The organism is Streptomyces sp. P9-2 (genome assembly GCF_051903975.1).
Taxonomy (GTDB): Bacteria; Actinomycetota; Actinomycetes; order Streptomycetales; family Streptomycetaceae; genus Streptomyces; species Streptomyces cellulosae.
Window position 1 is genome coordinate 6,436,616 of record NZ_CP192633.1, and the last position, 26,409, is coordinate 6,463,024.

The window sequence follows — 26,409 nt, forward strand, 5'->3', positions numbered from 1 at the left end:
GGGGACCGCCGACCCCCACGGAAGCGGTCCCCGCCGGGGTCACTCCATGTCCGCCAGCGTCAGCTCCGCCCAGATCGTCTTGCCCTCCGCCGTGTGGCGGGTGCCCCAGCGCTGGGTGAGCTGGGCGACCAGGAGCAGGCCGCGGCCGCCCTCGTCCCAGGTCTTGGCGCGGCGCAGATGCGGAGCCGTGTGGTTGGCGTCGGAGACCTCGCAGATCAAGGTCGCCTCGTCATGGATGAGGCGCAGCCGGATCGGCGGGGCGCCGTACCGGATGGCGTTGGTGACCAGCTCGCTCACCACCAGCTCCGCAGTGAACGAGGCCTCGGTGAGCTCCCACGCGGCGAGCTGGTCGAGGACCTGCTTGCGGATGGGCGCCACCAGCGCCGGGTCGGCCGGGATGTCCCAGGTGGCGACCTGCGAGGACGGCAGCCCCCGCAGCCGGGCCAGCAGCAGCGCCACGTCGTCCGTCGCGCCACCCGGCGCCAGCACGCTGTTCAGCACCCGGTCGCACGTCTCGTCCAGCGGACCCGACGCACCGGACAGCGCCTCCAGCAGCAGGGCCTCGCCCTGGCCGGGGTCCCGCCCCCGCGAGGTGACCAGCCCGTCGGTGTAGAACGCCAGCACGCTGTCGTCGGCCAGCTCGAACTCCGCCGACTCGAACGGCAGCCCGCCCAGTCCCAGCGGCGGCCCCGACGGCAGTTCGAGGTGGTGCGCGGCCCCGCCCGGCGGGATCACCACCGGCGGCGGATGCCCCGCCCGGGACAGCGTGCAGCGCCGCGACACCGGGTCGTACACCGCGTACAGACAGGTCGCGCCGACCTCCCCGGGCCCGGAGTCGCCGCCCGCCTCCTCCGACAGGTGCAGCACCAGATCGTCGAGGTGGGTGAGCAGTTCGTCGGGGGCGAGGTCGATGTCGGCGAGGGTGCGCACCGCCGTGCGCAGCCGGCCCATCGTCGCCGACGCCTGGATGCCGTGCCCCACGACGTCCCCGACGACCATGGCGACCCGCATCCCGGACAGCGGGATCACGTCGAACCAGTCGCCGCCCACCCCGGAGCGCGCGGCCGGCAGATAGCGGGTGGCCGCCTCCAGGGCCGCCGTGCGCGGCAGCGTCCGGGGCAGCAGGCTGCGCTGGAGGGTGAGTGTGGTCTCCCGCTCCCGCGAGTAGCGGCGGGCGTTGTCGATGCAGACGGCGGCGCGCGCGGTGACCTCCTCGGCCAGCAGCACGTCGTCGTGGGTGAACGCCTCCGGCTGGCTGAAGCGGGCGAAGGCGGCCACGCCGAGGGTGGTGCCGCGGGCCTGGAGCGGCACGGACAGGATCGCGTGCACGCCGAACTTCTCGATCCGCCGGGCCTGGGTCTCGTCCTCCGACAGCCAGGAGTCCAGGTCACCGGCCGGCACGGAGGCGACGATGCTGTGGCCGGCGGCCAGCGAGTCCGCCTGGGGCGAGTTCTCCGGGTAGACGGTCACCTCGCCCACCTGGGCGGAGTCCGGCGGGGTGTCGCGGGTCAGCGCCTGCTGGGCGACCCGGCGCAGCGACACCGGCGGGGTCAGCCGGCCGGACGCCTCGCCCCCGCCCTCCTCCGGCTCCAGCAGCTCCACGGAGACGAAGTCGGCGAGCGCGGGCACGCAGACCTCCGCGAGCTCCTGCGCCGTGCGGGTGACGTCCAGGGTGGTGCCGATGCGGGAGCTGGCCTCGTTGACCAGGAGCAGCCGCTCCCGGGCCCGGAACTGCTCGGTGAAGTCGTGGGCGGTCACGCACACGCCCCGCACCCGCCCCGACCGGTCGGTGAGCGGCGCCAGCCGCGCCAGCCAGGCGTGCGCGTGGGCCTCGGCCCTGGCCTTCATATGGGTCTGCATGTCGTGCGGCCGTCCGGTGCGCAGCACGTGCCGCAGCTGCCGCTCCAGCTCGCTGTGCTGCGGCCGGCCCCCGATGTCGGTGGGCCGCAGCCCGCGCAGATGGTCGGCCGGCAGACCCAGGAGCCGGGCCATCGCGTCGTTGACCCCGCGCAGCCGCAGCCCCTGGTCGAAGACCATCGTGGCGCACGGTGACTGGAAGACGGCCTTCCTGACCAGCGGATCGTCGGGCAGGTCGTGGTCGGTGGCCTCCAGCGGGGTGACCGCGAGCCACTCGCCGGGGCCGTCCCCGGAGGGCTGCCGATGGTGGGCGAGCACCCACGCGCTCACCGTGCCGCCGTCGCGGTGGCGCAGCACCAGCGTGCCGCTCCAGCGGTCCTCCGGCAGCGGGAGCGGTCCCGTGCTGTCGGCCAGCAGCTCGGCGGCGGGGCGGCCGACGACCTCCTCCGTCCGGTGTCCCAGCAGCAGGCGCGCTCCCTCGCTCCACCGCGTGAGCGTGCCGTCGGCGGCGATGACGGCCCGGGCCGTCACCGCATCGTCGAACGGGTCGTCCGGCCTCATCGTCGCCACTCCATCGCGCACACTCACCGTGAACCGGTGTATCGCCAGAGTCCCAGCCTAGTGCGTCCGCGCGCGACATGAACGGGAACCGGTGCCACCGCCTCCGTACCACCCCGAAGCGCTCTCCTCGTGTCACGACCGTTGACGGGATGTCACATCTGCCACAACCATGGGCGGCGCACGGAGTTGGGAGCGCTCCCATTCGCGCTCCCGTACCCCCGTACCTCCGCAGAGGAGCCCAGACGTGAAACGACGCAGAACCGCGCTGCTGACCCTCACCGGTCTGCTGGCGACCGCGCTCACCGCGATGCCCGCCGCCCCGGCCGGGGCGGACGAGGTCGAGCAGATCCGCAACGGCACGTTCGACGACGGCGCCGATCCCTGGTGGGCCTCCGAGGGCGTCACCGCGGGCGTCTCCGACGGCCGCCTGTGCGCCGACGTGCCCGGCGGCACCGCCAACCGCTGGGACGCGATCGTGGGCCACAACGACATCACCCTCCAGGAGGGGGAGACGTACCGCTTCTCCTTCAGGGCGACCGGCTCGCCCGCCGGTCATGTGGTCCGGGCGGTCGTCGGTCTCCAGGTGGACCCGTACGACACCTACCACGAGGTGTCGCCGCAGCTCAGCGTGTCGGGCGACACCTACTCGTACACCTTCACCGCGCCGGTCGACACGGAGCAGGCGCAGGTTGGCTTCCAGCTCGGCGGCAGCCCCGCCCCCTGGCGGTTCTGCGTGGACGACGTGTCGCTGCTCGGCGGCGTCGCCCCCGAGCCGTACGAGCCGGACACCGGGCCGCGGGTGCGGGTGAACCAGGTCGGCTATCTGCCCGGCGGGCCGAAGAACGCCACGGTCGTCACCGACGCCACCGAGAAGCTGGCCTGGCAGCTCAAGGACGGCAGCGGCCGGGTGGTCCGCACCGGCCGGACCGTGCCGCGCGGCGTCGACGCCTCCTCCGGGCAGAACGTGCACTCCGTCGACTTCGGCTCCTACCGGGGACGCGGCGCCGGATTCACCCTGACGGCGGACGGCGAGACCAGCCACCCCTTCGACATCGACGCGAAGATCTACGAGCGGCTGCGGCTGGACTCGGCGAAGTACTACTACACCCAGCGCAGCGGCGTGGAGATCCGCGAGGACCTGCGCCCCGGCTACGGCCGCCCCGCCGGCCACGTCGACGTCGCCCCGAACCAGGGCGACGGCGCGGTGCCCTGCCGGCCAGGGGAGTGCGACTACACCCTCGACGTCACCGGCGGCTGGTACGACGCCGGCGACCACGGCAAGTACGTCGTCAACGGCGGCATCAGCACCTGGGAGGTGCTCAGCACCTACGAGCGCGCCCAGCACGCCCGCACGGGCCGCGTGCACAAGCTCGGCGACGGGACGCTGGACATCCCCGAGAGCGGCAACAAGGTCCCCGACCTCCTCGACGAGGCCCGCTGGGAACTGGAGTTCCTGCTGAAGATGCAGGTGCCCGACGGCGAGCCGCTGGCCGGCATGGCCCACCACAAGATCCACGACGAACAGTGGACCGGGCTGCCGCTGCTGCCCGGCGACGACCCGCAGAAGCGCGAGCTGCACCCGCCGACCACCGCCGCCACCCTGAACCTCGCCGCCACGGCGGCCCAGGCGGCCCGGCTCCACCGCCCCTACGACAAGCAGTTCGCCGACCGCGCCCTCGCGGCGGCCCGCAAGGCCTGGGCGGCGGCACTGGCCCACCCGGACCGCATCGCCGACCCGGACGACGGCATCGGCGGCGGCGCCTACCCCGACGACACCGTTTCCGACGAGTTCTACTGGGCGGCCGCCGAGCTCTACCTCACCACCGGTGAGCGGGAGTTCAGGGACCACGTGGTGAACTCGCCGGTGCACACCGCGGACATCTTCGGCCCGACCGGCTTCGACTGGGCGCGCACCGCCGCCGCCGGCCGGCTCGACCTCGCCACGGTGCCGAACAAGCTCCCCGGCCTCGACAAGGTGCGCCGCTCCGTGGTCGCCGGCGCCGACCGCTACCTGGCCACCCTGAAGGAGCACCCGTACGGGATGCCGTATGCGCCGGACGGCAACGTCTACGACTGGGGCTCCAGCCACCAGGTCCTCAACAACGCCGTCGTCCTCGCCACCGCCTACGACCTGACCGGCGCGGCCAAGTACCGGGACGGCGCGCTGCAGAGCATGGACTACATCCTCGGCCGCAACGCCCTGAACATGTCCTACGTCACCGGCTACGGCGAGGTCCACGCCAAGAACCAGCACAGCCGGTGGTACGCCCGCCAGCTCGACCCGAACCTGCCCAACCCGCCCGCCGGCACCCTGTCCGGCGGACCCAACTCCAGCATCCAGGACCCGTACGCCCAGTCGAAGCTCCAGGGCTGCGTCGGACAGTTCTGCTTCATCGACGACATCCAGTCCTGGTCGACCAACGAGCACACCGTCAACTGGAACGCCGCCCTGACCCGCATGGCCGCCTTCGTGGCCGACCAGGGCTGACCGTCCCCCTCCCGCGCGGGCCGGTGACCACCGCGGTCACCGGCCCGCGCCCATACCCTCCGGTACCCCACCGCACCCGCTCCGACCTGCGGGTATTTACTGTTCAGTACCCGAGCGGTACCGTAATCCCATGCCAGCTCTCAACGTGGAGTTCAGCGACCGCGAGCTCGAGGACCTGCGGCAGATCGCCAAGGAACGCGGTACGTCCATGAAGGCGCTCGTACGGGAGGCGGCAGCGGCGGACATAGCCCGTCACCGCGCCCTGCAGGAGGGCGCCGAGGCCTTCCGCCGCTTCTTCGCCACGCACGCCGACGAGTTCGCCGCCGCGTTCCCCGACGACGAACCGCCCGCCAAGGGCGCGGGCCGGGCCGCCTGACCGATGCCGCCCGTGCTGCACATCGACGTGCCCTGGCTGCTCCAGAGGCACGAGGAGGTCCTCCCGGACCAGCCCACCGTCAACGACTTCTCCGCCCTCGTGGCGGCCGTGGCCCGGCACCGCGTCGACCCGCCCCGGCTCGGCGTGAACTCCGACGCCGCCTGGCGGGCCGCCGCCCTGCTGCACACCCTCGCCGTGCTCCGCCCGCTGCCCTCGGCCAACGCCCGCTTCGCCTGCGCCACGGCCGTCGCCTACATGTACGTCAGCGGGGCCGGCATCGACCCGCCCTACGGCGCGCTGGTCGACCTCGCCCGTGACCTGATCTCCGGCGCGACCGACGTGTACGGCGCCGCCGACCGGCTGCGGTCCTGGCAGATCTGACGCCCGCCCGCCGGTGAGAGGGACCTTCCCGTGGCCGCCGGCCGAGGGGCGGGAGCGAGCGGGCCGGCGGCCGGGCGCGCGGAAGTACCGCCGTCGCCGCGCGTGACCTCCGAGAAGGGTCCCCCCAGTGCACCGCGTCGCCGCGCGCCCCGGCAGCGTGCGCGGCCCGGCGGTGCGGACGCGCCGTTCACACGGGGTGCGCACCCGTGGAAAAGACGCACCGGGGGAGTGGCGCGGACCTTCGCATCACACCTTGGCCACACCTTCCCGTCATCCCTTTTCACGGAACCCCTCACCGTCCTGGAAAAGGGGCCGTGAATGCCGGAACGCGACGTGCGTAGCACTTTCTCCTTTTGACTTTCTGTCAACGCGGGGATGTTGCCCGACCGCCTTGTTGGCCGCGCACGGGTTGTGCGAGAGTGAGCCACCCGTGAGGGGGTAAAGGCCGGGGACGCTCGCGAGTTGATGAACCGGTTCGGAAGCGCCGCCGACAATTCCCGCCCCCCGCGCCACACCAAGAGGTATGCACCAGTCCTGCGTCCCTTTTCGGTGTCGGAAACGCTCGAATGTCACATGCGCTGTGGGAAGGAACCAATCTCAGTGCACACCCCCCACCCCCCTCGTCCTCCCTATCCCCCGCCGGGTGGTGATCCCGGGGAGTCCGACGAGGCGCTGGCCGCGCGGCTGCGGGGACGTCCGGAGGCGGAAGCCGCCCGCTCCGTCGCCCTGCTGACGGCGCGCCACTGGCATGCGATGCACGACTACGCGACCGTGTGCCTCGCCTCCGGCGGGCGGACCGCCGCCATGGTCACCGGGGCCGCCCTGCACCGTGTGCTCGACCGGGTCTCCCTCGGAGAGTCCGCCGTGGCCCTCCGTCCCGTCCTCCTCGTGGGAGTGCGGGACACGGTCCGCGAGTGGGCCGCCGACGACCATGTGGCCGAGGTGCTGCCGGGGCTGCTGAAGCCGGCGGGCGGACGGGGCATGCGCGCGGCGACGACCATGACGCCGGAGAACCGCGCCCTCGCCCAGCGGGCGTTCCGGTCCCTGCCCGCGCTCGCCCGCTGTCTGCTCTGGCACGTCGAGGTCGAGGCCGAGCCGATATCCGTGCCCGCCGGACTGCTCGGCACGGACGTCGACCTCGCGTCCGGCGCCCTCGACCAGGCCCGCGACAAGTTCCGCCAGGGACTGGTCCGCGCCCACCAGGAACTGGCGCCCACCCAGGAGTGCCGCTTCTACAACCGGCTGCTCGACGTGCCCATCCGCCGGGGCGGTGACCTGCTGCCCGACGTGCGCCGGCACATGGCCGAGTGCCGCTACTGCCGCAACGCGGCCGAGCAGCTCGGCCACTTCGAGTCGGGACTGGGCACGCTCCTCGCGGAGGCGGTGCTGGGGTGGGGGGCCCGGCGCTACCTCGACTCGCGACCGGGCCGCGCCGCGTCAGGACCGCGTTCAGGCCGCGCCGGACGCCGCCGTCGCCGCGGCGACGGGGACGGCCGGGCGGGCGCCCGGCACCGGCTGCTGTCCCGGTTCCCGGTGCCCGACCGGCTCGCCATGGCGCTGCCCGACCCGGTGCGCTCCACCCGCACCCTGCTCACCGGCCTGGGCGCGGTGTCCGCGGGCGTGCTGGTCAGCGTGCTCATCGCCGGCTCGTCCACCCCGGACGGCGGCACCGCCGACCCGACGGGCGCCACCGGCGCGGGCGGCCGGGCCGCCGTGCCGTCCGCCTCCCCGCCCGGCGCGGCCGGACTGCCCTCGGCGCCGGACCGCACCCGGCTGCGCAACATCGCCTCGGGCCTCTGCCTGGACACCCGGGAGGAACCCCAGGACGGCTCCGGCGCCCGGCTGACCGAGTGCTCCACGGCGTGGACCCAGCAGTGGACGTACGAGGAGGACGGGCTGCTGCGCAGCGTGGCCGACCCGGGTCTGTGCCTGGACTCCCACAAGGACGCCGGTGTGGTCGTGCTCGGCGCCTGCGCCGACTCCGGCGACCGGACGGCCAACGACGTGCGGTACGACCTCACGGTCCAGGGCGAGCTGGTGCCGCGCTGGGACGTTCAGTTGGCGCTCACCCCGTCGACCCCTGACGCGGACGCCGACATCGTCGTCAAGGTGCGCGACCGTACCGTGGAGCAGCGCTGGGCGGCCGAACCGGTCCGCTCCGACGACGCGTCCAGCGAGTCCCTCTCCGTCACCGGCCCGACGGCCCCCGACGCCCGCTACGCCCGCCTGTCCTGACCGGCCGGTCCGCGCGCCTCCGGGGCGGCCCCCAGGGCCGCCCCGGACGGGACGTCAGACCGCCGCCTCCGTGAGATCACCGGGACCCACCGTGCCCGGAGCCGCGTGGCCCGACAGGGCGAGGGTGAGGTCGAGCTCGGCGAGCAGACAGCGGATCACGTGCTCCACGCCCGCCTGCCCGTCCAGGCCCAGCCCGTAGACGTACGGACGGCCCACCAGCACCGCGCGGGCGCCCAGCGCGAGCGCCTTGAAGACGTCGTCGCCGGTGCGCACCCCGCTGTCGAACAGCACGGCGAGCCGGTCGCCGACGGCCCGCACCACCTCGGGCAGCGCGTCCGCCGCGGCGACCGCGCCCGCCACCTGCCGGCCGCCGTGGTTGGACACCACCACGCCGTCCATGCCCGCGTCGGCCGCGAGACGGGCGTCGTCGGGGTGGCAGATGCCCTTGAGGACGATCGGGCCGTCCCAGTTCTCCCGCAGGAACGCCAGATCCGGCCAGGTCTTCGCCGGGTCGGCGAACATGCCCACGAAGTGCATCACCGCCGCGTCCGGATCCTCGTGGACCGGCTTGGCGAGCCCCGCCTGGAACGCAGGGTCGGAGAAGTAGTTGGCGGTGCCCACGCCGCGCAGGAACGGCAGATACGCCTGGTCGAGGTCGCGCGGCCGCCAGGACAGCAGAGGCGTGTCCAGGGTGACGACCAGCGCCGTGAACCCGGCCGCCTTCGCCCGGTTGAGGAACGACCGCGCCACCTCCACGTCCTTCGGCCAGTACAGCTGGAACCAGCGTTCCGCGTCCCCCATCGCCTCCGCGACCTGCTCCATCGGCGTGCTGGACGCGGACGACAGCACGAACGGCACGCCCTGCGCGGCTGCGGCGCGCGCGGCCGCCGGCTCGGCGTCCGGATGCATGATCGACAGCACCCCGACCGGCGCGAGGGCGAGCGGCGCGGGGAGCTGACGGCCCAGCACCTCCACGGACAGGTCGCGCTCGTGGACGTCGCGCAGCATGCGCGGCACGATCCGGCGGCGGTCCAGAGCGGCCCGGTTGGCGCGGGCGGTGCTGCCGTCGCCCGCGCTGCCGGCGACGTATCCGACCGGTCCGGGCCCGAGGCGTTGCTCGGTCAGCTCCTCCAGCCGGGTCAGGTCGGTCGGCAGCCGCGGCACCGCCCCCGTCATCCCGTTCAGGTAGATCTCGTACTGGAAGTCGGCCCAGTGCTTCGCCATCCGTCCCGCCCTGTCTCGTCGTGCCTCGGGGTGCCTCGTGGCCCCGACGCATACTGGCCGGTATGTGCCGGTCGCGTCCAGCGTCCGGTGACAGGACGTTCCCTCGGCCGCGGGAGGCGCGCGGGGTGTTCGGGGATGACCGGGGAGCGTCCCTTTCATGACCGCAAGGGGTTTCTCTTCGCCCTGCGCAGGACGGAATCGGAATGTTTCAGGCCGATTAACGGGCCCCGGGAATTCGGCCATCTGGCCACTTCTCCGCCGCGGGAGCCGTGCGATTACCGGGTCGACGCGCGTTCGCTTGGTCACTTCGCGCCACTGATTCAATACGCAATGTTACTGAAATACGTGGGGTCGAGGTGAGTTTCCGCCGGGGACTCGGCAGACTCCGGCACGCCGGTCCGGCACCGACCGAGCACGGGCCGGCAACCGAAGAAACGAAGCGGAAGGATGCACACAATGCGGAACACCGCGCGCTGGGCCATCACCCTGGGTCTCACGGCCACCGCCGTCTGCGCCCCCCTCTCCGGGGCCGCGCTAGCCGCCCCGGGAGATGCCCCGTCCGCGCTCTACGCCCCCTCTGCCCTGGTGCTCACCGTCGGCAAGGGAGTCAGCGCGACGACCGCCACACCGGAACGCGCGGTCACCCTGACCTGTGCGCCGGGCCCCTCCGGCACCCACCCGGCCGCCGGCTCGGCCTGCGCGGATCTGGCCGCCGTCGGCGGTGACTTGACCGCGCTGACGCGCACCGAGGACGCCATGTGTCCGATGGTGTACGACCCGGTGGTCATCACCGTGGACGGCGTCTGGCAGGGCAAGAGGGTCTCCTACGAGCGCGTCTTCTCCAACGACTGCGAGACGAACGCGCACGGCTCGAGCGTGTTCGCCTTCTAGAGACCGGGATCGCACGGTTCCCGTGACCGCGTGGCGGCCCGCGGACTGGGGAGTACGGGGCACCGCGCGGGCAGTGCGATCCCATGGGAGGCCGGCGGGCGGAGTGGGGCCGCCCGCCGGCCTCCGGGCTTTTCCGCCGCCGCGGGCGGCTGTGCTGCGAGGGGCGGCACCCCTGGAGCGCCGGGTGCGGGTCGGCGGTGGCTGGTCGCGCAGTTCCCCCGCGACCCTAGGGGGTGCCTCCGGCAGGGCGCTTGAGCGCCCCGTCACCGGCAGGCACCCCGCCTCCGCATGCAGTCGCGGTGGCTGGTCGCGCAGTTCCCCGCGCCCCTGAGGAGTGCTTCAGGCCCGGTCGCGGTGGCTGGTGTCGCACCAGGGGTAGCGGCGGCTGCGGCGGCAGGTGCACAGGGCCACCTGGAAGCGGTCGGAGGACACGACCGAGCCGTCCTCGAGCTCCACCTCGACCGGCCCCTCCACCAGCATCGGCCCCTTCCGCCGCATCACGACCCGGCGAGTCTCGCCGGACGGCGAACGCGCAGGTTCAGACGGGCTGTTCGGCACGGACCACCACCAGCTCCTCGTCGTTCTCGTCCGGGGACAGCAGCCCGCGCTCCCGCAGCCACTCCACCCGCGTCCGCAACACCGGGCCGAAGGCGATCCGCTGCCGCCGCGTCACCGCCGACTTCAGCCCCGCGGCCCGCAGACAGTCCACGCTCGCACCGGGGTCGCTGAGCGCGGACTGCACCAGCAGCAGCACCCCTCCCGGCCGCAGCAGCTCCGGCGCCTCGAGGCAGATGCGGTCCAGCACGAGCCGTCCGTCGCCGCCCGCGTCCCAGGCGCGGGCCGCGCCGCGCGGCGGCCGGTGCGCCTTGGGGGCGGGCACGTACGGGGGATTGGCGAGGACCAGGTCGAACGACCGTCCCCGCACCGGTTCGAAGAGGTTGCCCCGGACGACCTCGACCGGGAGGCCGGCCCGCAGCGCGTTCAGCCGGGCCGCGTACACGGCCCGCCGTGACACGTCGACCGCGGTGACGCGGGCGCCGCGCCGCGCGGCCGTCAGGGCCAGGGCACCGGAACCGGTGCCGACGTCGAGGACGGCCGCGCCGGGCGTCACCGGCTCGTCGGCCAGGGCCGCCGCCAGCAGCTCGGTGTCCTCTTGTGGGGCGTACACGCCCGGAGGTACCAGACTTTTCACAGGCGGCCGAGTACCCCGTTGGTCAAGAGCCATGGGTGACCTCCCGTGACAGGGGAGTACGCAGTGCGGAGCGGCCCTCGCCCCAGTCGGCGAGCAGCCGGTCGCCGAGCCGGTCCTCCGTGAACACCGTGGCCGCCACACCGAACGCGACGTCCGCCTCCAGCTGCGGCTCGTCCTCCAGCAGGCCGCCGATGACGTCCTTGCGGACCACCTGCTCGTGCACCGCGTCCGCCTCCACATGCTCGTCGTAGAAGTGCTCGGCGGCGGGGCCCGCGCCCGTGCGGCGCATGGCCTCGGCGAGCCGGCGGGACCCGGGCGAGGACGTGATCTCGACCGTCGCGAAGTGGCCCACCAGGGCGCCCCGCAGCGTGCGGTGGAGCCCGAACAGGGACATCAGGTTCACCGTGACCAGCAGCTCCGCGCAGGCCGCGTCGAGATAGCGGCCGTACGTCGTGTCGAGGCCGAGGTCGTCCATCAGATCGGCCCACAGCTGGGCGTGCACCCGGTCGGCCCGGCCGCCGCCGTACTCGTCGAACTCCACGGCCGCCATCGCCGCCTTGGCCCGGCCGCGCAGCCGCGGCAGCACCCAGGCGTGCGGGTCGGCCTCCTTCAGGTGGTACAGGGAGCGGAGGGCCGCGTACTCGCGCAGTTGCCACAGCTCGCCCTTGTCGCGCAGGAAGTGGCTGACGCCCGTGCCGTCCACCGGCTCGACGAGGATCCCGGCGAGCGCGTCCTCCACGCTGTCGTGGCGGGGGGCGTCCGCACGGAGCGCGGCAAGGAAGCGCCGTTCCATGGCGGCCCGGGTGCGCAGCAGGTCCGGGTCCCACTCCAGGGTGGGCGCGACGTCCGCGAAGCCGCGGTAGTGCAGTTCGTAGCAGAGGTAGAGGGCCAGCTGGAGGTCCTCGCCGTACACCGGGGCGGCGGCGGCCTCCGCCTCGGAGGGAAGCGGGCCGGCGCCCCGCAGATACGTGGTCACGGCACGGCTGAGCGGCCCGCGCGGCGCGGGCAGCAGAGGTTCGTCTCGGGGGTCGTCCATGGACCCCGGGTACCCGGACGGCGCACGGAAACGCCCGGCGGCGTGGCGGAGGCGGGCGCGCGGGGTACCCCATGACCCCATGAAGGCACTGGTGATCAACTGCACGCTCAAGAAGTCCCCGGAACCCTCCAACACCGAGGCGCTGTTCCGGACCGTCACCGAGCAGCTGGAGCGGGAGGGCGTCGAGGTCGACGTCGTGCGCGCCGTGGACCTGGACCTCGCGCCGGGTGTGGTCAGCGAGGCGGTGCACGACGGCGACGACTGGCCCGGGGTGCACGAGAAGCTGCTCGCGTCCGAGATCCTCGTGATGGCCTCGCCGACCTGGCTGGGCCAGCCGTCCTCGGTCGCCAAGCGCGTCCTGGAGCGCATGGAGGGGATGATGTCCGAGACCGACGACGAGGGACGCCCGGTCGCCTACAACCGGGTCGCCGGCGTCGTCGTCACCGGCAACGAGGACGGCGCCCACCATGTGATCAGCCAGATCACCGGGGGGCTGCAGGACATCGGCTACACCATCCCCGGCCAGGCGTGGACCTACTGGAACCAGGGCCCGGGACCGGGCCCCAGCTTCCTGGAGGGCGGCAGCGGCCACGACTGGTCACGGAAGACGGGCCGCGCGATGGCCGCGAACCTCCTGGGCGTCGCCCGCGCCCTCACCGCGAACCCGCTGGGGGCACCGCCGCAGTAGGGCGCGGGCGACGCCCAGCTACGCGCCCTCCCGCAGCGGGCGCGAGCACGCGGTCACCGCCCTCCCGCAGTAGGCCGCGGGGGAGCGGTCATCCGCTTTCCGCCGCAGGCCGCGCGGGTGCCGGGTCATCCGCTTTCCGCCGCAGGGCGCGCGGGTGCCGGGTCATCCGCTTTCCGCCGCAGGGCGCGCGGGTGCCGGGTCATCCGCTTTCCGCCGCAGGGCGCGCGGGTGCCGGGTCATCCGCTTTCCGCCGCAGGGCGCGCGGGTGCCAGGTCATCCGCTTCCCGCGTGGGGGAGCGCGGACGCTCGGTCACCCGCGCTCGCGCAGAGACCGCGGGGGCGCGGTCACGTTCTTCCCGGAGCGGGGCGCCGGGGCCGCGTCACCCGCCCCCCTGGGGCAGGGCGCGGGCTCCCGGTCATCGCCCCCGCAGCAAACCCCGCGCACCCGGCTACTCGCCCTCCGCCTCCTCCTGCGCCTCCGTGTTCGGCGTGATCGTGTCTCCCGCCTCGCCCTCGTGGTGGCGGTCCTCTTCGGGCTCCTGGGTGCGGCGTTCGGCCTCCTCGACCTCTCGCAGCACCTCCTCGACGGCCGACTCGGTGTGCTCAGGTGTCTCGTCGTGCTCGGACAACGGGGTCTCCTCACCTCGTGCTGGTCGTGCTCGTTCCGCTCAGTGCCGGGCGGCGGCGATGCGCAGCGGCACCGGGCCCCCGCCGTCCGGCTCCTTCTCGCTGCGCCGGGCCATCTCCGCCCACCAGGCCGGGCCGTCCTCCACATGGCGCAGCAGCACCCCCTCGCGCAGCGCCCAGGGGCAGACCGTCACCGTCGCCAGGCCGGTCAGCTTCATCGCGGTGTGCGCCACCACGGCGCCCGCCAGGCTCTGCGTCGCGCGGGGCGCGGAGATGCCGGGGAGCCGGGCGCGCTCGGCGGCGGGCAGCGCGGCCAGCCGGTCGACCGCCCCGCGCAGGTCGGCCGCGGACAGCACCCGCTCCACGAACGGCCCGTGCCGTCCGGGAGCCGCCCCGCACAGCCGGCCGAGCTGCTGGAAGGTGCGGGAGGTGGCGACCGCCGTGCGCGGGCCCTCCCAGCGGATCCGGGCCGCCGCGTCACGCAGCTGGTGGCGGACCCGCCGGCGCAGGGCGCGCACCCGGTCCGGTGAGGGCGGGTCCTCGTCCTCGAAGTACTCGTGGGTCAGCCGCGCCGCGCCCAGCGGCAGCGAGGCGGCGAAGTCGGGCAGCCGGCCGCGCCCGAAGGCGACCTCCAGGGAGCCGCCGCCGATGTCCACCATGGCCAGCGGACCGCAGCGCCAGCCCATCCAGCGGCGCGCGGCGAGGAAGGTCAGCTCCGCCTCGACCTCGCCGGGCAGGGTGCACAGCTCGACGCCGGTCCGCTCCCGGACCGTGCGCAGCACCTCCTGCCGGTTCGGCGCGCCGCGCACCACGGCCGTGGCGAAGGCGAGGGGACCGGCGGCGCCCCACCGCGTGGCCGCCCGGTCCGCCGCCGCGACGGCGTCCACCAGGTCCTCCACGGCGCGCTCCGGCACCGGCCCGCCGGGCGTGACCTGCTCGGACAGCCGCAGCCGCCACTTGGCGGTGTGCACCGGCAGGGGCGCACCGCCCTCCGTGTCCGACACGACGAGCCGGACGGTCTTCGACCCGACATCCACCACGCTGGTCCGCATGGCCCGTGGGTACCCACTTCCCGCCCCGCCCAACGGACCGGCCGCGCGGAGCGCCGTATACGCGCCGGCGCATTGCATTCCTTGACAGGAATATAACCGATGAGGCATATTGGGGCCATGTCCGACGCCGCCCTCTGGGCCGCCCTCGCCGACCCGCACCGGCGGGCCGTGGTCGCGCTGCTGCGGACCGGCCCCCGCACCGTCGGGGAGATCGCGCAGGCGTGCGAGCTGAGCCAGCCCAGCGCGTCCAAGCACCTCAAGGTGCTGCGTGAGGCCGGTCTGGTCCGGGTCCGGCAGGAGGCGCAGCGCCGCGTGCACACCCTCGACCCCGCCCCGCTCGCCGCCCTCGACGCCTGGCTGGCGCCGTACCGGAAGCTGTGGGGCGAGAGCCTCGACGCGCTGGGCCGCCGCCTCGACGCCGCGCCGGACACCGCCGAACCGACCCCGAAGGACTGATCGCCATGGCCGCCGAGCCCACCGGCACCTTCCTCACCCTGGACGACGGCCGCCCCGCCGTCCGCTTCGTCCGCGAGTACGACCACCCCGTCGACCGGGTCTGGAGGTTCGTCACCGACGCCGACGAACTCGTCCACTGGTTCCCCTCGCGCGCCGAGATCGACCTGCGTCCCGGCGGCGCCGTCGCCTTCAGCGGCGACCCCGCCCTGGAGGACTCCGCCGGCCGCGTCCTCGCCGTCGACCCGCCCCGCCACCTCTCCTTCACCTGGGAGGAGGACGAGATCCACTTCGACCTGGAGGAGCTGGGGGAGAAGCGCACCCGCTTCACCCTCACCAACGTGCTCGGCGTCGAGAACACCGCCGCCCGCAACAGCGCCGGCTGGGACGTGTGCCTCTCCGCACTCGACGCGTGGGCGCGCGGCGAACGCTTCGAGGGACCGCACGCGGGCCCCGAGGCGCCCGGCAGGGAGCTGTACGAGGCCTACGTGGCGGCCGGGGTGCCCTCGGGAGCGCCGTACCCCGGGGCGGACGACTGACCGCTCAGGCCAGTTGCCGGCGCACCAGCTCGTGCAGCCGGCCCTGCGTGTCGGCGAGCAGCTCGGCGGGCGCGCCCTGCTGGACCACCTTTCCGGCCTCCATCACCACCACCCGGTCCGCGTCCAGCACCGTCGACAGGCGGTGCGCGATGACGATGCGGGTCGCCCGCAGCGCCTTGGTGCTCTCGATGACCGTGCGTTGCGTCTCGTTGTCCAGGGCGCTGGTCGCCTCGTCGAAGAAGAGGATCCGCGGCCGGCGGATCAGCGCCTGGGCGATCATCAGCCGCTGCCGCTGGCCGCCCGACACCGCGCCGCTGCCGGACACGATGGTGTGCAGCCCCATCGGCATCCGCCGGATGTCCTCCGCCAGACCCGCCATCTCGGCCGCCGCCATCGCCTCCTCCGGCGTGTACGGCTCGCTGCCGCAGATCACGTCCATGATCGACCCGGTGAACGGCTGCGCGTGCTGGAGCACCACACCGCACTGCCGGCGCACCGCCGACTGGTCCAGCGCCGCCAAGTCCTGACCGTCGTACAGGACGCTGCCGGACTGGGGGCGGTCGAAGCCGATGAGCAGTCGCAGCAGCGTCGACTTGCCGCAGCCGCTCGGGCCGACCACCGCCACGAACTCGCCCGGCCGCGCCTCGAAGGACACGTCGTCCAGCACCAGCGGGCCGTCGTCGGAGTAGCGGAACGACACCCGCCGCGCCTCGATCGCGCCGGTCAGCGGCCCCGGGCGAGTGCTCGCCGCACGCACCTCGGGCGTCGCGTCGAGGACCGGCCGGATCTGCTCGAACAGCGGCAGCGCCGCGACCGCCGACACGAACGAGCCGGTCAGCTGCGTCACCGACGTCAGCACCATCGTGACCGACGTGTTGAAGGTGAGGAACTCCGCCGCCGTCATCGACCCGCGCGCCGGGCCCGCAAGGAGCATGAACATCCCCAGCGTGCACAGCGGCAGATACACGGCGCCCAGCACCGCCGTCAGGTTCTTGATCCGCCCGGCCTTCTGCTGCAGCTCACGACTGCGCGCGAACTGCGACGCCCATGCCGCGTACGCGTAGTTCTCCGCCGCCGCCACCCGCAGCTTCGGCAGTCCGCGCAGCGTCTGGAACGCCTGGTTGTTCAGCTTGTTGCTGAGCACCACAAGACGCCGCTGCCAGCGCACCTGCCACAGGCCGAGACCCAGGAACACGCCCGCGATCACCACCAGCATGCCCATGGCGGCCAGCGCCATCGGCACGCTGAACCACAGCAGCAGCGCCAGGTTCACCGCGCCCACCGTGAGCGACTGCGTCACCGTGGGCCCGACCCCGGCCAGCATCCGGCGGATCGCGCTGATGCCCATCGCCGCGCTCGCCAGCTCACCCGTGGACCGCTCGGTGAAGAACCGGGTGGGCAGCCTGAGCAGCCTGTCCCACACCGCCGGCTGGAGCGTGGCCTCCACCCGGCCCTCAAGACGCAGCAGCGTGAGGTTCTGCAGCAGCATGAACGCGGCCGCGACCACACTGCTGAGGATCACCGCGAGACACACCTGCACGATCAGGTCCGTCTGCGCCTTCGGCACGTACTCGCCGAGCACCCGGCCCGTCGCCAGCGGCACCAGCGCCCCCAGCACCACCGTCACCAGGCCGCTCAGCATCAGCCCCGTCAGGTCGCCCCGGGTGCCGCCCATGCAGAACCGCATCAGCCGCAGCGGGCTCAGCCGCCGCTCGGGAAGCGGACGGTAGAACATCACCGCGCGCGGCTCGAACTCCTCGGCGTTCGCCTTCTCCACCGGGGTCTCCCGGCCGGTCGACGGGTGCACGGCCACATAGCCGCCGCGCCTCCACAGCAGCGCCACCGGCGCCCCCGACAGGGCGCGGTGCCCCACCAGCGGCCCCACGTCGTCGCGCCACCAGCGGCCCTCGAGACGCACCACGCGGGTGCGCAGCCGTGAGGCCAGCGCCACCTGCTCCACCGGGTCCAGCCGGTCGGCGCCCGTGCCGGACTGCGCCGGCGAGGCCAGGGTGATCCCGGCCGCCCGCGCCACCAGCTCGCAGGCCGCGTACGTGGCGTCAGCGTCCGCGGCCGTCGTGCGCTGCCCCGACCGCTTGCCGATCGACGCGAGCAGCGTCCGGTCGGCCTGCGCCCGCACCGCCTCACCGGCCGCGATGCCCTGCGCGGTGCGCGACTCGTGCGTCTCCTCCAGCTGCTCGATCCACCGGTCCAGCGTGGTCATCAGCCGGTACTGCTGGTCGACCATGCTCTGCCACAGCGACGGATCCATCAGCAGGTCGGCCGCGGCCTCCGCGCCGTACAGCGAGCCGTACTGCACGCTGCCCGGCGGCACCTGCATCCAGAACACGTCGTCGTCCGTGGGCGCCGCCGCCCGCTCCGTCGCCATCGGCGCCTGGAACAGCACGGCGAGGCTGCGGCCCACGCCCAGCGCCAGCGCGTACTCCAGCGGGCTCGTCGTCGGCGGCACGTACTGAGGGTTGCCGTACTCGTCGTACGACCAGGTCTGGGTGTGCGCCTCCTGGTACAGCTCGCGCAGCGCGATGCGGTGCACCACGCAGTCCCGCAGCGGCCGCGCCACCAGCGTGTGCGCCGGACCCGCCACCGGGCCCAGCACCAGCGAACCCGCCTCCAGACGGCCCAGGTGGTGCCAGTGCCCCTGCTGCTCCGCGTCCACCGCGAACAGGTCCACGGCGCCCGACGCGATCAGCCACAGCACCTGCGGCCCCTCCAGGTCCAGCTTCCCGAACCCGGAGCAGTCGATCGGGGTGCCCAGCGCGCCGAGCGCGCCCAGGACGACGTCGCCGCCCTGCCCCTCCTGCACGGCAGTCATCTCATCGCTCCCTGACCAGCGCCGCGTACGCGCCGCCGCGCGCCACCAGCTCCTCGTGCCGTCCGCGCTCCACGACCGTGCCCTGGTCCAGCACCACGATCTCGTCGCTGTCGCGGACCGTGGACAGCCGGTGCGCGATCACCACGCACGCGCAGCCGCGGCGGCGCAGGTTGTCCATCACCACCAGCTCCGTCTCGGCGTCCAGCGCGCTGGTCACCTCGTCGAGCACCAGGATGCTCGGCCGGCGCACCAGCGCCCGCGCGATCTCCAGACGCTGACGCTGGCCGCCGGAGAAGTTCCGGCCGTCCTGCTCGACCGGGCTGTGGATGCCGCCGGGACGGCGCACGATCACGTCGTACAGCGCCGCGTCCTTCAGCGCCTCGACCACCGCCTCGTCCGGGATCGACGGGTCCCACAGCGCCACGTTGTCCCGCACCGTCCCCTCGAACAGGAACACGTCCTGGTCGACGAAGGAGACGGACGCGGCCAGCGCCCCGCGCGGGATGTCCTCGATGCGCTGCCCGTCGATCCGGATCACGCCCTCCCACGGGGTGTAGAGCCCCGAGATCAGCCGCGACACGGTCGACTTGCCGCTGCCCGAGCCGCCCACCAGCGCCACCTGCTGACCCGGACCGACCGTCAGGTCGAACCCGGTCAGCAGCGGCTTGTCCAGCGGGTTGTAGCCGAAGGTGAGGTTCTGCAGCTCCACATGGCCGTGCAGCCGCCGGGTCGACTCACCGGCGCCCGGACGCCCGTACAGCGGGTCCGTCCGGAAGTTCTCCACGTCCTTCAGCCGGGCCACGTCGGCGGCGAAGTCCTGGATGCGGCCCGCCACCCCGTTCAGCCGGGTCAGCGGCGCCGTGAACCGGGCCACCAGCGCCTGGAAGGCGACCAGCAGACCGACCGAGATGTGCCCCTCGACCGCCCGCATGCCGCCGATCCACAGGATCAGCGCGCTGTTCAGCGTGGCGAGCGTCGGCGCGACGACGCCGAGCCACGCGCTCGGCACCCCCAGCCGCTGCTGCTCCTCCAGCGTCGTCGCGTGCTGCCCCGCCCACTTGCGGAAGTAGCCGTCCTCGCCGCCGGTCGCCTTCAGCGTCTCGATCAGCTGGAGCCCGGTGTACGCGGTGTTGGTGAGCCGCGCCGTGTCCGCGCGCAGCTTCGCCGTACGGGTGGCGCGCAGCCGGATCACGATCCGCATCGCCAGGATGTTCAGCAGCGCCACCCCGATGCCCACGAACGTGAGCTGCGGGTCGTACGTGTACAGAAGCACCGCGTACAGCACGACCACGACCGCGTCGACGCCCGCCGCCGACAGGTCACGGGCCAGCGTCTCGGCCACCGCGTCGTTGGACTGCAGACGCTGCACCAGGTCGGCGGGGCTGCGCTGGGAGAAGAACGTCACCGGCAGCCGCAGCAGATGGCGCAGGAAGCGCGCGCTGGACAGCGTGGACGAGATCAGCCGGCCGCGCAGCAGGTTCGCCTGCTGGAGCCAGGTCAGCAGCAGCGTCAGCAGGACGCAGGCGCCCATCGACGCGAACAGCACGTCCAGCATCGACGTCTGCTGCCCGATCAGGAACTCGTCGATGAAGGTGCGGCTCAGGCCGGGCAGCGCCGCGCCCACCGCGACCAGCAGCAGACTGGTCAGCACCACGGCGGGCATGGTGCCCGCGGTGCCGCGCAGCCGGGCCGGCATCGCGCCCAGCACGCCCGGCTTGCGGCCGCCCCGGGTGAAGTCGTCGCCGGGCTCCATCACCAGCACCACGCCGGTGAAGCTGCCGTCGAACTCCTCCAGCGGCACGAACCGGCGGCCCTTGGCGGGGTCGTTGACGTACACCCCGCGGCGGCCGAAGCGGCGGCCCATGCCGTCGTAGACGACGTAGTGGTTGAACTCCCAGAACAGGATGGCCGGCGCCGTCACCTCGGCGAGGGCGGCCAGGTCCATCTGCATGCCCTTGGCGGTCAGCCCGTAGCTGCGGGCCGCCTTGAGCAGGTTGCTGGCGCGCGAGCCGTCCCGCGAGACGCCGCACGCGATGCGCAGCTCCTCCAGCGGGACGTGGCGGCCGTAGTGACCCAGCACCATCGCGAGCGAGGCGGCCCCGCACTCCACGGCCTCCATCTGGAGCACGGTGGGCGTGCGGACCGTCTTCGCGCGGGACTTGGGCACCTTGCGGCGGGGCGGGGCGGCGCGGCGTCTGCCGCGGGTCTCCTGTGCGGTGGTCACGGCAGCAGCCAATCCACGGGACGCTGGTCGGACAGCCGGATGGAACCGGTGGCCAGGGTCATCGACGTCAGCTCGAACGGCGGCCCGTCGGCCGAGGACCACGCGTAGCCGCTCTCGGTACCGGACGAGCGCTTCAGCTTCACGGTGACCGCCACCGGCCTGCCGTCCCGGGTGAACTCCTCGCCGAGCTGGCTGTCACCCAGGAACGCGGCGATCTGGCGAGGGGACTGGGCGGAGCGGTCCACCTTCGTCACCTCGCCGCGCAGCACGCCGTACTCCTGGCTCGGCACCGACTGCACCGTCAGGTCGACGGAGGCGTGCGCCGGGATGCCGGCGGCCTTCTGCGCGGGGACGTACACCGTGGCGTACAAGGGGGGTTCGTCGCCGCGGACCTTCTCGACGGCGGCGACGTCCGCGCCGGTCGCGATGATCTGCCCGGCGCTGGCTGCGAGCGCGGTGATCCGGCCCGCCTGAAGGGTGCGCACGATCTGGTCGCCGTCCGGTGTACGGACCTTGAGCACGGGGGAGTTGGCGGGCAGCCGCTCTCCCTCGCGCGCGAGCACGGCGGTGACCTGGCCGGCGACGGGGCTCTGCAGGATGTAACTGCCCTGCCCGTACGTGAGGATGGCGGGCGCCTGGACCGTGGAGGTCACCGAGCCGGTCAGCGCCCACACGGACGCGGCGGCCATCGCGATCAGGGTGACGGACAGCACCAGCCAGCCCTGCGGGCGGGCGAAACGCACCGGGAGGTCGAGATCCTCCGGCGACTGGAGCTTGGCGAGGGCCTGTTGGCGGAATTGCACGGGTCTTCCCTCACCTGGGTGAACTGTGCGACGTGACGGAAGGACTGGAAGGACCGCGGACGCACCACAGAGTCCCGGAGCCGGGGTACGGCTCCGGGACTCGGCGGAACAAGGACGCGATCAGAGACCGGCGACCAGGTTGGTGACCGGGGCCGTGTTCAGGCCGGTGACACCCTCGACGGTACCGACGGCGGTGTCGACCAGGCCGGAAACCGGGGCGATGCCGTCCAGGGCGCCGGTGAGGGTGTTCACGGCGTTGACGGACAGACCGCCGGAAACGGCGTCGAGCTCGGCGTCGGCGATCTCGACGGTCTCGACCTGGGGGGTGGAGTTCATGATGGAACTTCCCTTCGTATGGACTTTCACAAGGGGGGAGCGGCCCCCCTCTGGGGACAGATGAAGGCCGCGACCGCGGGCGCTCCGAGCGCCCGTCGCCGGGAGCCCGGAACGGCCTTGCGGTGCGATGGATCAAAGCACGCGGCGACCGGCCGCTTCCAATCCCTCACACGTCTCACCAGGCAACTTGCGCCCAGGAGGCACCCAACCGTGCAGACGGGCGCACGCCTCGGCAGCGAGTTCTTCACATGGGCCACGGCATCGACGCATCCGGTCGCTTGCGCCCCCTGGCCGTAATGCGACACACCGGCCGCAAAGGCGTGTCCCGGATACGCGACCTGTGAACGGACGGCGGGTCAGGTGACCGGGTTGGGCATTCGGTGTGCAGATTCGCCGAAGCCGGGATTCAACCGGGAATCGAACACCGAGCGTTTCCGGCCGTGAGCGGACGGTGATCGTCCGTGGATGCGTTGAACACCCCTCAACTCCCTTGCGTACCAAGGACCGTCCAGGCGCCCCGAACAGCCGCCGGACGGCGGCACGACTCCGGTCCCCCCAGGAGGTCGAGAAGTTTGAGTCACAAGCGAATCCCGAAGCGCAAGGCCGCGATAGCGGTGGGCGGTGTGGTGGCCCTCGGCGCCGCCGTGATCCTCCTCCCCAACGCCAACGCGTCCCAGGACGGCGCGTCGGACGGCGTCGCGGCCGCGCCGAAGACACTGAAGGCGGGCGACGCCTCGGACCTGGCCACCCGGCTCTCCGGCATGCTCGGCGACGCGTACGCGGGCGCCTGGTACGACGGCGAGGACAAGCGACTCGTCGTCAACGTGGTGCGCGGCGAGGGCGACTTGGCCCTCAAGGCCCGCAGCGCGGGCGCGGAGGTCCGCGAGGTCGACAACAGCATGGCCGAACTGGAGGCCGGCGCCGGCACGCTGAAGACGGAGGCGTCCATCCCGGGCACCTCCTGGGCGGTCGACCCGCGCACCAACAAGATCCTCGTCACCGCGGACAGCACGGTCACCGGCGACAAGTGGGACCAGCTGGAGTCCACCGTCGAGAACCTCGGCTCCGGCATGGCCACCCTCAAGAAGTCCGCGGGCACCTTCCGCACCTTCGCGTCCGGCGGCGACGCCATCTTCGCGGGCGGCGCCCGCTGTTCGCTCGGCTTCAACGTCACCGCGGGCGACGGCAGTCCGGCGATCCTCACCGCCGGACACTGCGCCGCCGCCGGCGACGAGTGGTCCGACCAGCAGGGCGGCGAGCCCATCGCGACGGTCGACCAGGCGCTGTTCCCCGGCGCGGGCGACTTCGCGCTGCTCACCTACAACGACCCGGCCACCGAGGCCCCGAGCGAGGTGAACGTCGGCGGCCAGACGGTGCCGATCGTCCAGGCCGCCGAAGCGACCGTCGGCCAGCAGGTGTTCCGCATGGGCAGCACCACAGGACTCGCCGACGGCCAGGTGCTCGGCCTGAACGCCACCGTCAACTACCCCGAGGGCACGGTCACCGGGCTCATCCAGACCAACGTGTGCGCGGAGCCCGGCGACAGCGGCGGCTCCCTCTTCACCCAGGACGGTCTGGCCATCGGCCTCACCTCCGGCGGCAGCGGCGACTGCACGGTCGGCGGCGAGACCTTCTTCCAGCCCGTCACCACCGCCCTGGAGGCGGTCGGCGCGACCCTCGGCGACGGCGGTGCGGGCGCAGGCGACCAGGCCGGCGGCCAGGAACAGGGCGCGGGCCAGGAGGCCGGCGACGGCCAGGCGGGAGCCGGTGACCAGGCAGGTGCCGGTGACCAGGCAGGCGCCGAGGACCAGGCCGGCGGCCAGGACGCCGGCGCAGGGCAGGACGGCGTGGGTCAGGACGGCGTGGGCGGGCAGGACGCGCAGGACCGGACCGGGACGGGCTCCGGCCGTCACTCCGGGCAGGACTCCGGGCTGACCCGGACGCACTGACCCGCACGCTCCCATGTGTGTGAGGCGCCCCCGGCCGTGTGCGGGCCGGGGGCGTGCCCCTGAGGCGTGCTTGCCACCGCCCCGCTGCGGACAGTCGTGCCTCCCCCCCCAGTGCCTCAAGGGCCTGGGAGGTGCCCCCAGGGTGATGGGGGTGCCTCCCGCTCGAGCGAAGCCGAGAGTGGGGGAGGGTGGGCGCGGCGGCACCCCGTCAGCGCCGGGTGCGGGTCGTCCGTGGCTGGTCGCGCAGTTCCCCGCGCCCCTCAGGGGCGCTTCCGCCACCGCGCCGGATCAGGCGCGGTCGCGGCGCCGCAGCCTCCGTGTCACGGGGGCCGGTCAACCCGGCAGGGACCTCAGCAGCAGCACCGCCGTGTCGTCCAGCCGGTCCGCCGAGTGCGGGCCGTGCCGCATCAGCGCGTCCGCCAGATCGTCCAGCGGCAGGTCCCCCAGCTCGGTGAGCCGCCGGCACAGCGCGGCGAGCGCGTCCTCGAAGTCGACGCCCGGCGACTCCACCAGACCGTCCGTGTACAGCACGAGCAGCGAACCGGGCGGCAGCGCCACCTCCGTCGACGGATAGACCGCCGTGCCGTCGATGCCCAGCAGCGGCCCGCCGGCCAGGTCCAGCACCCGCACCCGCCCGTCGGGGCGGCGCAGCAGCGGCGGCGGATGCCCCGCCCGCGACATCACGGCCCGCCCCCGCACCGGGTCGAGCCGCAGATACAGACAACTCGCGAACAGCTCCGCGCCCAGGTCCAGCAGCAGCCGGTTCGTACTGCGCATCACCTCGTCCGGCGCCTGCCCCACCGCCGTGTACGCCCGCACCGCCGTACGGACCTGGCCCATCAGCCCCGCCGCCGTCACGTTGTGCCCCTGCACGTCCCCGATCACCGCCGCCGCCACGCCCTCGGTCGGCACCAGGTCGTAGAAGTCGCCGCCGATCTCCATGCCCCGGGTGGCGGGCAGATACCGGGCTGCGGCCTCGATACGGTCCAGCGCCGGCAGGGTGTGCGGCAGCAGCGCCTCCTGCAGCCCGTGCGCCAGCCGGTGCTTCACGTCGTAGAGCATCGCCCGCTCCAGCGCCTGCGCGATCAGCCCTGCGAGGCTCGTCAGCACCGCCCGCTCCTCCGTGGCGAACCGGTGCGGCGCCCCGTACGACACCACACACGTCCCCACCGGGCGCCCCGAGGCGATCAGCGGGAGGTACGCCCACGCCGAGAACTCCGACGGATGCGTCTGCAGCGCCGGGTACAGCCGCTCCAGCTCCTCCCGCGACTCGAAGAAGGCGGGCACCCCGGTGCGCAGCACCTGGCCGCCCGGCGTCGGCTCGGACAGCGGCAGCCCGTCGAACCGCTCCACCACCGCCGGCTCCGCGTAGCCGCGGTGCCCGAGCACCCGCAGCCGGCCCGCACGCGAGCCGAGCACCACCAGTCCCTGGCCGCCCACCGCCGGCACGATCTCGTCCGCGACCAGCTGCACCACGTCCTGCACCCCGACCGCCTCGGTCAGCGACCCGGCCAGGCTCAGCACCTGCGTGATGGTCACCAGCCGGTCCGTGCCGGCGCCCGGCTGCGGCGCCGCACGGTTCATCTCCGTGACCGCGCGGGCCCGGCTGATCCGCGTGGTGATGCCGGTCGTGCTCGGGTACAGACGGAAGGACAGCCAGGTGTCGGGCGGGCGCAGCGCGACGAACGACGTGACGTGCTGGCTGAACAAGGCCGCCCGGTACCGGTCCTCGTACACCGGGTCGTTCAGCCACGGCACCGCCGCCCACAGGTGCGCGCCCGGCAGCCGGTCCGGCGCCACGTCGAGAAGGTCGGACGCGGCGTTGTTGGCGAACGCGACCCGCCCGTGCAGATCCAGCGAGCACAGCCCGTACGGCAGCCGGGACACCATCCGGGCCGCCTCCACCGTGCCCAGCGAGCCGGCCGCCCCGCCCACCACCGGCGCGGCCAGCAGGTCCGGCTCGTGCGCGAGGGTCAGGCTGTTCTCGGCGGCCCGCTCCAGCCGCACCGCGAGCCGGTCGCAGGCGGCGGTGAGGTGCTCACGCTCCCACTCCGACAGCTCCGGCGGGTGCGAGGCCGGCCAGGTCACGAAGGCCGCGCCGTACGTCTTCGACCCCGTCGCCACCGGAAGCGCGGCCAGGCAGAAGGGGTAGGGGAGGACCATCGCGATCCGGGGGTAGTGACGGGCCATCTCCTCCCCGCCGCCCACCCACACCAGCCGGCGTTCCCGCACCGCGTCGGAGACGGGCAGCGGCGCGCTCAGCCCGACCCGCTCCCACGGCGCGGCGAAGGCGCGCGGCAGGCCCGCCATCACGGCCATCTCCAGCACGGGCTGGTCGGGGGAGAGCAGGTACACGGCGCCGGAGTGCGCGTGCACCTCGTCCATCAGCGCGGCCAGCGTCAGCGACAGCAGCGGACGGCCGACGGGGGCGCGCGTCTGCGCGGACACCTGTCCCTCGGACACGCCGACCACCTCCTCGCACGGTCCGCACCCTGCACGTACCCCGTAATGGGGCCGTAAGGCGAAAAACAGCCCCTCCTCCGGGGCGGAGCCCCGTGGACGTCCGGGCGGGCCCGGCCACGCCCCGCCGCGGGCTCGCGAACCGCGCGCAGGGCGCGAACCCGTGTGGATAGCGGCGCGGCCGAGCCGCCCCGAGCCCCGTGGACG

21 protein-coding genes are annotated in these 26,409 nt (G+C 73.6%); 9 read left to right on the top strand and 12 right to left on the bottom strand.

Features of this window, described 5'->3' with window-relative positions:
* Positions 1-39: 39 nt before the first annotated feature.
* Positions 40-2,418, bottom strand: coding sequence for a SpoIIE family protein phosphatase (locus ACQY0Z_RS29155; protein ID WP_189900282.1), 2,379 nt, complete (start codon positions 2,416-2,418; stop codon positions 40-42).
* Positions 2,419-2,662: 244 nt separating this feature from the next.
* Between ACQY0Z_RS29155 and ACQY0Z_RS29160 the strand changes: the two genes are divergently transcribed.
* From ACQY0Z_RS29160 to ACQY0Z_RS29175, 4 genes are all read left to right on the top strand, one after another.
* Entirely contained in the window at positions 2,663-4,906 is a 2,244-nt protein-coding gene (locus ACQY0Z_RS29160) for a glycoside hydrolase family 9 protein (RefSeq protein WP_439813080.1), read from the top strand.
* 130 nt (positions 4,907-5,036) lie between these two features.
* Entirely contained in the window at positions 5,037-5,282 is a 246-nt protein-coding gene (locus tag ACQY0Z_RS29165; protein WP_026243285.1) for a hypothetical protein, read from the top strand.
* Between the two features lie 3 nt (positions 5,283-5,285).
* Positions 5,286-5,663 (top strand): toxin Doc, encoded by a 378-nt coding sequence (locus ACQY0Z_RS29170; RefSeq protein WP_033275292.1) that lies wholly within the window; start codon positions 5,286-5,288, stop codon positions 5,661-5,663.
* Positions 5,664-6,263: 600 nt separating this feature from the next.
* The gene (locus ACQY0Z_RS29175; RefSeq protein WP_439813081.1) at positions 6,264-7,898 is read left to right on the top strand and encodes an RICIN domain-containing protein; all 1,635 of its coding nucleotides are present in this window, start codon (positions 6,264-6,266) and stop codon (positions 7,896-7,898) included.
* A 54-nt stretch (positions 7,899-7,952) separates the two neighbouring features.
* Here ACQY0Z_RS29175 and ACQY0Z_RS29180 read toward each other — a convergent pair whose 3' ends face one another.
* Positions 7,953-9,122 (bottom strand): lactate 2-monooxygenase, encoded by a 1,170-nt coding sequence (locus ACQY0Z_RS29180; protein WP_439813082.1) that lies wholly within the window; start codon positions 9,120-9,122, stop codon positions 7,953-7,955.
* A gap of 456 nt (positions 9,123-9,578) precedes the next feature.
* Between ACQY0Z_RS29180 and ACQY0Z_RS29185 the strand changes: the two genes are divergently transcribed.
* A complete protein-coding gene (locus ACQY0Z_RS29185) occupies positions 9,579-10,013 on the top strand; it encodes a subtilase-type protease inhibitor (protein WP_189900274.1) in 435 nt (144 codons plus the stop codon).
* 339 nt (positions 10,014-10,352) lie between these two features.
* Here the strand turns inward: ACQY0Z_RS29185 and ACQY0Z_RS29190 are convergent, their stop codons facing one another.
* The 3 genes from ACQY0Z_RS29190 to ACQY0Z_RS29200 are packed head-to-tail and all read right to left on the bottom strand — an operon-like array spanning position 10,353 to position 12,241.
* Positions 10,353-10,571, bottom strand: coding sequence for a CDGSH iron-sulfur domain-containing protein (locus ACQY0Z_RS29190; protein WP_439813083.1), 219 nt, complete (start codon positions 10,569-10,571; stop codon positions 10,353-10,355).
* The gene (locus ACQY0Z_RS29195; protein WP_439813084.1) at positions 10,552-11,181 is read right to left on the bottom strand and encodes a HemK2/MTQ2 family protein methyltransferase; all 630 of its coding nucleotides are present in this window, start codon (positions 11,179-11,181) and stop codon (positions 10,552-10,554) included. Before ACQY0Z_RS29195 ends, ACQY0Z_RS29190 begins: the two co-directional genes overlap by 20 nt.
* Before the next feature lie 46 nt (positions 11,182-11,227).
* Positions 11,228-12,241, bottom strand: a complete 1,014-nt coding sequence (locus ACQY0Z_RS29200; RefSeq protein ID WP_254586150.1) for an iron-containing redox enzyme family protein — start codon at positions 12,239-12,241, stop codon at positions 11,228-11,230.
* A gap of 79 nt (positions 12,242-12,320) precedes the next feature.
* Between ACQY0Z_RS29200 and ACQY0Z_RS29205 the strand changes: the two genes are divergently transcribed.
* Positions 12,321-12,929, top strand: coding sequence for an NAD(P)H-dependent oxidoreductase (locus tag ACQY0Z_RS29205; protein WP_189900266.1), 609 nt, complete (start codon positions 12,321-12,323; stop codon positions 12,927-12,929).
* Positions 12,930-13,378: 449 nt separating this feature from the next.
* Here ACQY0Z_RS29205 and ACQY0Z_RS29210 read toward each other — a convergent pair whose 3' ends face one another.
* Together ACQY0Z_RS29210 and ACQY0Z_RS29215 are read right to left on the bottom strand one after the other, a co-directional pair.
* Positions 13,379-13,558 carry a hypothetical protein gene (locus tag ACQY0Z_RS29210; RefSeq protein ID WP_189900264.1) on the bottom strand — a complete coding sequence of 60 codons (180 nt, stop codon included), beginning with the start codon at positions 13,556-13,558 and terminating at the stop codon, positions 13,379-13,381.
* Between the two features lie 39 nt (positions 13,559-13,597).
* On the bottom strand, positions 13,598-14,608 hold the full coding sequence (locus ACQY0Z_RS29215; protein ID WP_439813085.1) for a Ppx/GppA phosphatase family protein: 1,011 nt from the start codon (positions 14,606-14,608) through the stop codon (positions 13,598-13,600).
* 117 nt (positions 14,609-14,725) lie between these two features.
* On the opposite strand from ACQY0Z_RS29215, the gene ACQY0Z_RS29220 reads away from it, so the two are divergent.
* Both ACQY0Z_RS29220 and ACQY0Z_RS29225 read left to right on the top strand, forming a co-directional pair.
* Positions 14,726-15,064 carry an ArsR/SmtB family transcription factor gene (locus tag ACQY0Z_RS29220; RefSeq protein ID WP_381728695.1) on the top strand — a complete coding sequence of 113 codons (339 nt, stop codon included), beginning with the start codon at positions 14,726-14,728 and terminating at the stop codon, positions 15,062-15,064.
* Positions 15,065-15,069: 5 nt separating this feature from the next.
* A complete protein-coding gene (locus ACQY0Z_RS29225; RefSeq protein ID WP_189900259.1) occupies positions 15,070-15,600 on the top strand; it encodes an SRPBCC family protein in 531 nt (176 codons plus the stop codon).
* 4 nt (positions 15,601-15,604) lie between these two features.
* On the opposite strand, the gene ACQY0Z_RS29230 is transcribed toward ACQY0Z_RS29225, so the two are convergent.
* The 4 genes from ACQY0Z_RS29230 to ACQY0Z_RS29245 all read right to left on the bottom strand — a co-directional run bounded on the left by ACQY0Z_RS29230 (position 15,605) and on the right by ACQY0Z_RS29245 (position 21,793).
* Complete coding sequence (locus ACQY0Z_RS29230) at positions 15,605-18,430, bottom strand: NHLP bacteriocin export ABC transporter permease/ATPase subunit (RefSeq protein ID WP_189900257.1); 2,826 nt, start codon at positions 18,428-18,430, stop codon at positions 15,605-15,607.
* A gap of 1 nt (position 18,431) precedes the next feature.
* Positions 18,432-20,654: an NHLP family bacteriocin export ABC transporter peptidase/permease/ATPase subunit gene (locus ACQY0Z_RS29235; protein WP_189900255.1), complete on the bottom strand. Its 2,223-nt coding sequence runs from the start codon at positions 20,652-20,654 to the stop codon at positions 18,432-18,434.
* Complete coding sequence (locus tag ACQY0Z_RS29240; protein ID WP_189900253.1) at positions 20,651-21,457, bottom strand: HlyD family efflux transporter periplasmic adaptor subunit; 807 nt, start codon at positions 21,455-21,457, stop codon at positions 20,651-20,653. Before ACQY0Z_RS29240 ends, ACQY0Z_RS29235 begins: the two co-directional genes overlap by 4 nt.
* Positions 21,458-21,577: 120 nt before the next feature.
* A complete protein-coding gene (locus tag ACQY0Z_RS29245) occupies positions 21,578-21,793 on the bottom strand; it encodes a hypothetical protein (protein ID WP_019527181.1) in 216 nt (71 codons plus the stop codon).
* A gap of 572 nt (positions 21,794-22,365) precedes the next feature.
* Between ACQY0Z_RS29245 and ACQY0Z_RS29250 the strand changes: the two genes are divergently transcribed.
* Positions 22,366-23,742, top strand: a complete 1,377-nt coding sequence (locus ACQY0Z_RS29250; protein WP_381728690.1) for a S1 family peptidase — start codon at positions 22,366-22,368, stop codon at positions 23,740-23,742.
* Between the two features lie 333 nt (positions 23,743-24,075).
* On the opposite strand, the gene ACQY0Z_RS29255 is transcribed toward ACQY0Z_RS29250, so the two are convergent.
* Complete coding sequence (locus ACQY0Z_RS29255; RefSeq protein ID WP_254586153.1) at positions 24,076-26,205, bottom strand: SpoIIE family protein phosphatase; 2,130 nt, start codon at positions 26,203-26,205, stop codon at positions 24,076-24,078.
* Positions 26,206-26,409 lie beyond the last annotated feature (204 nt).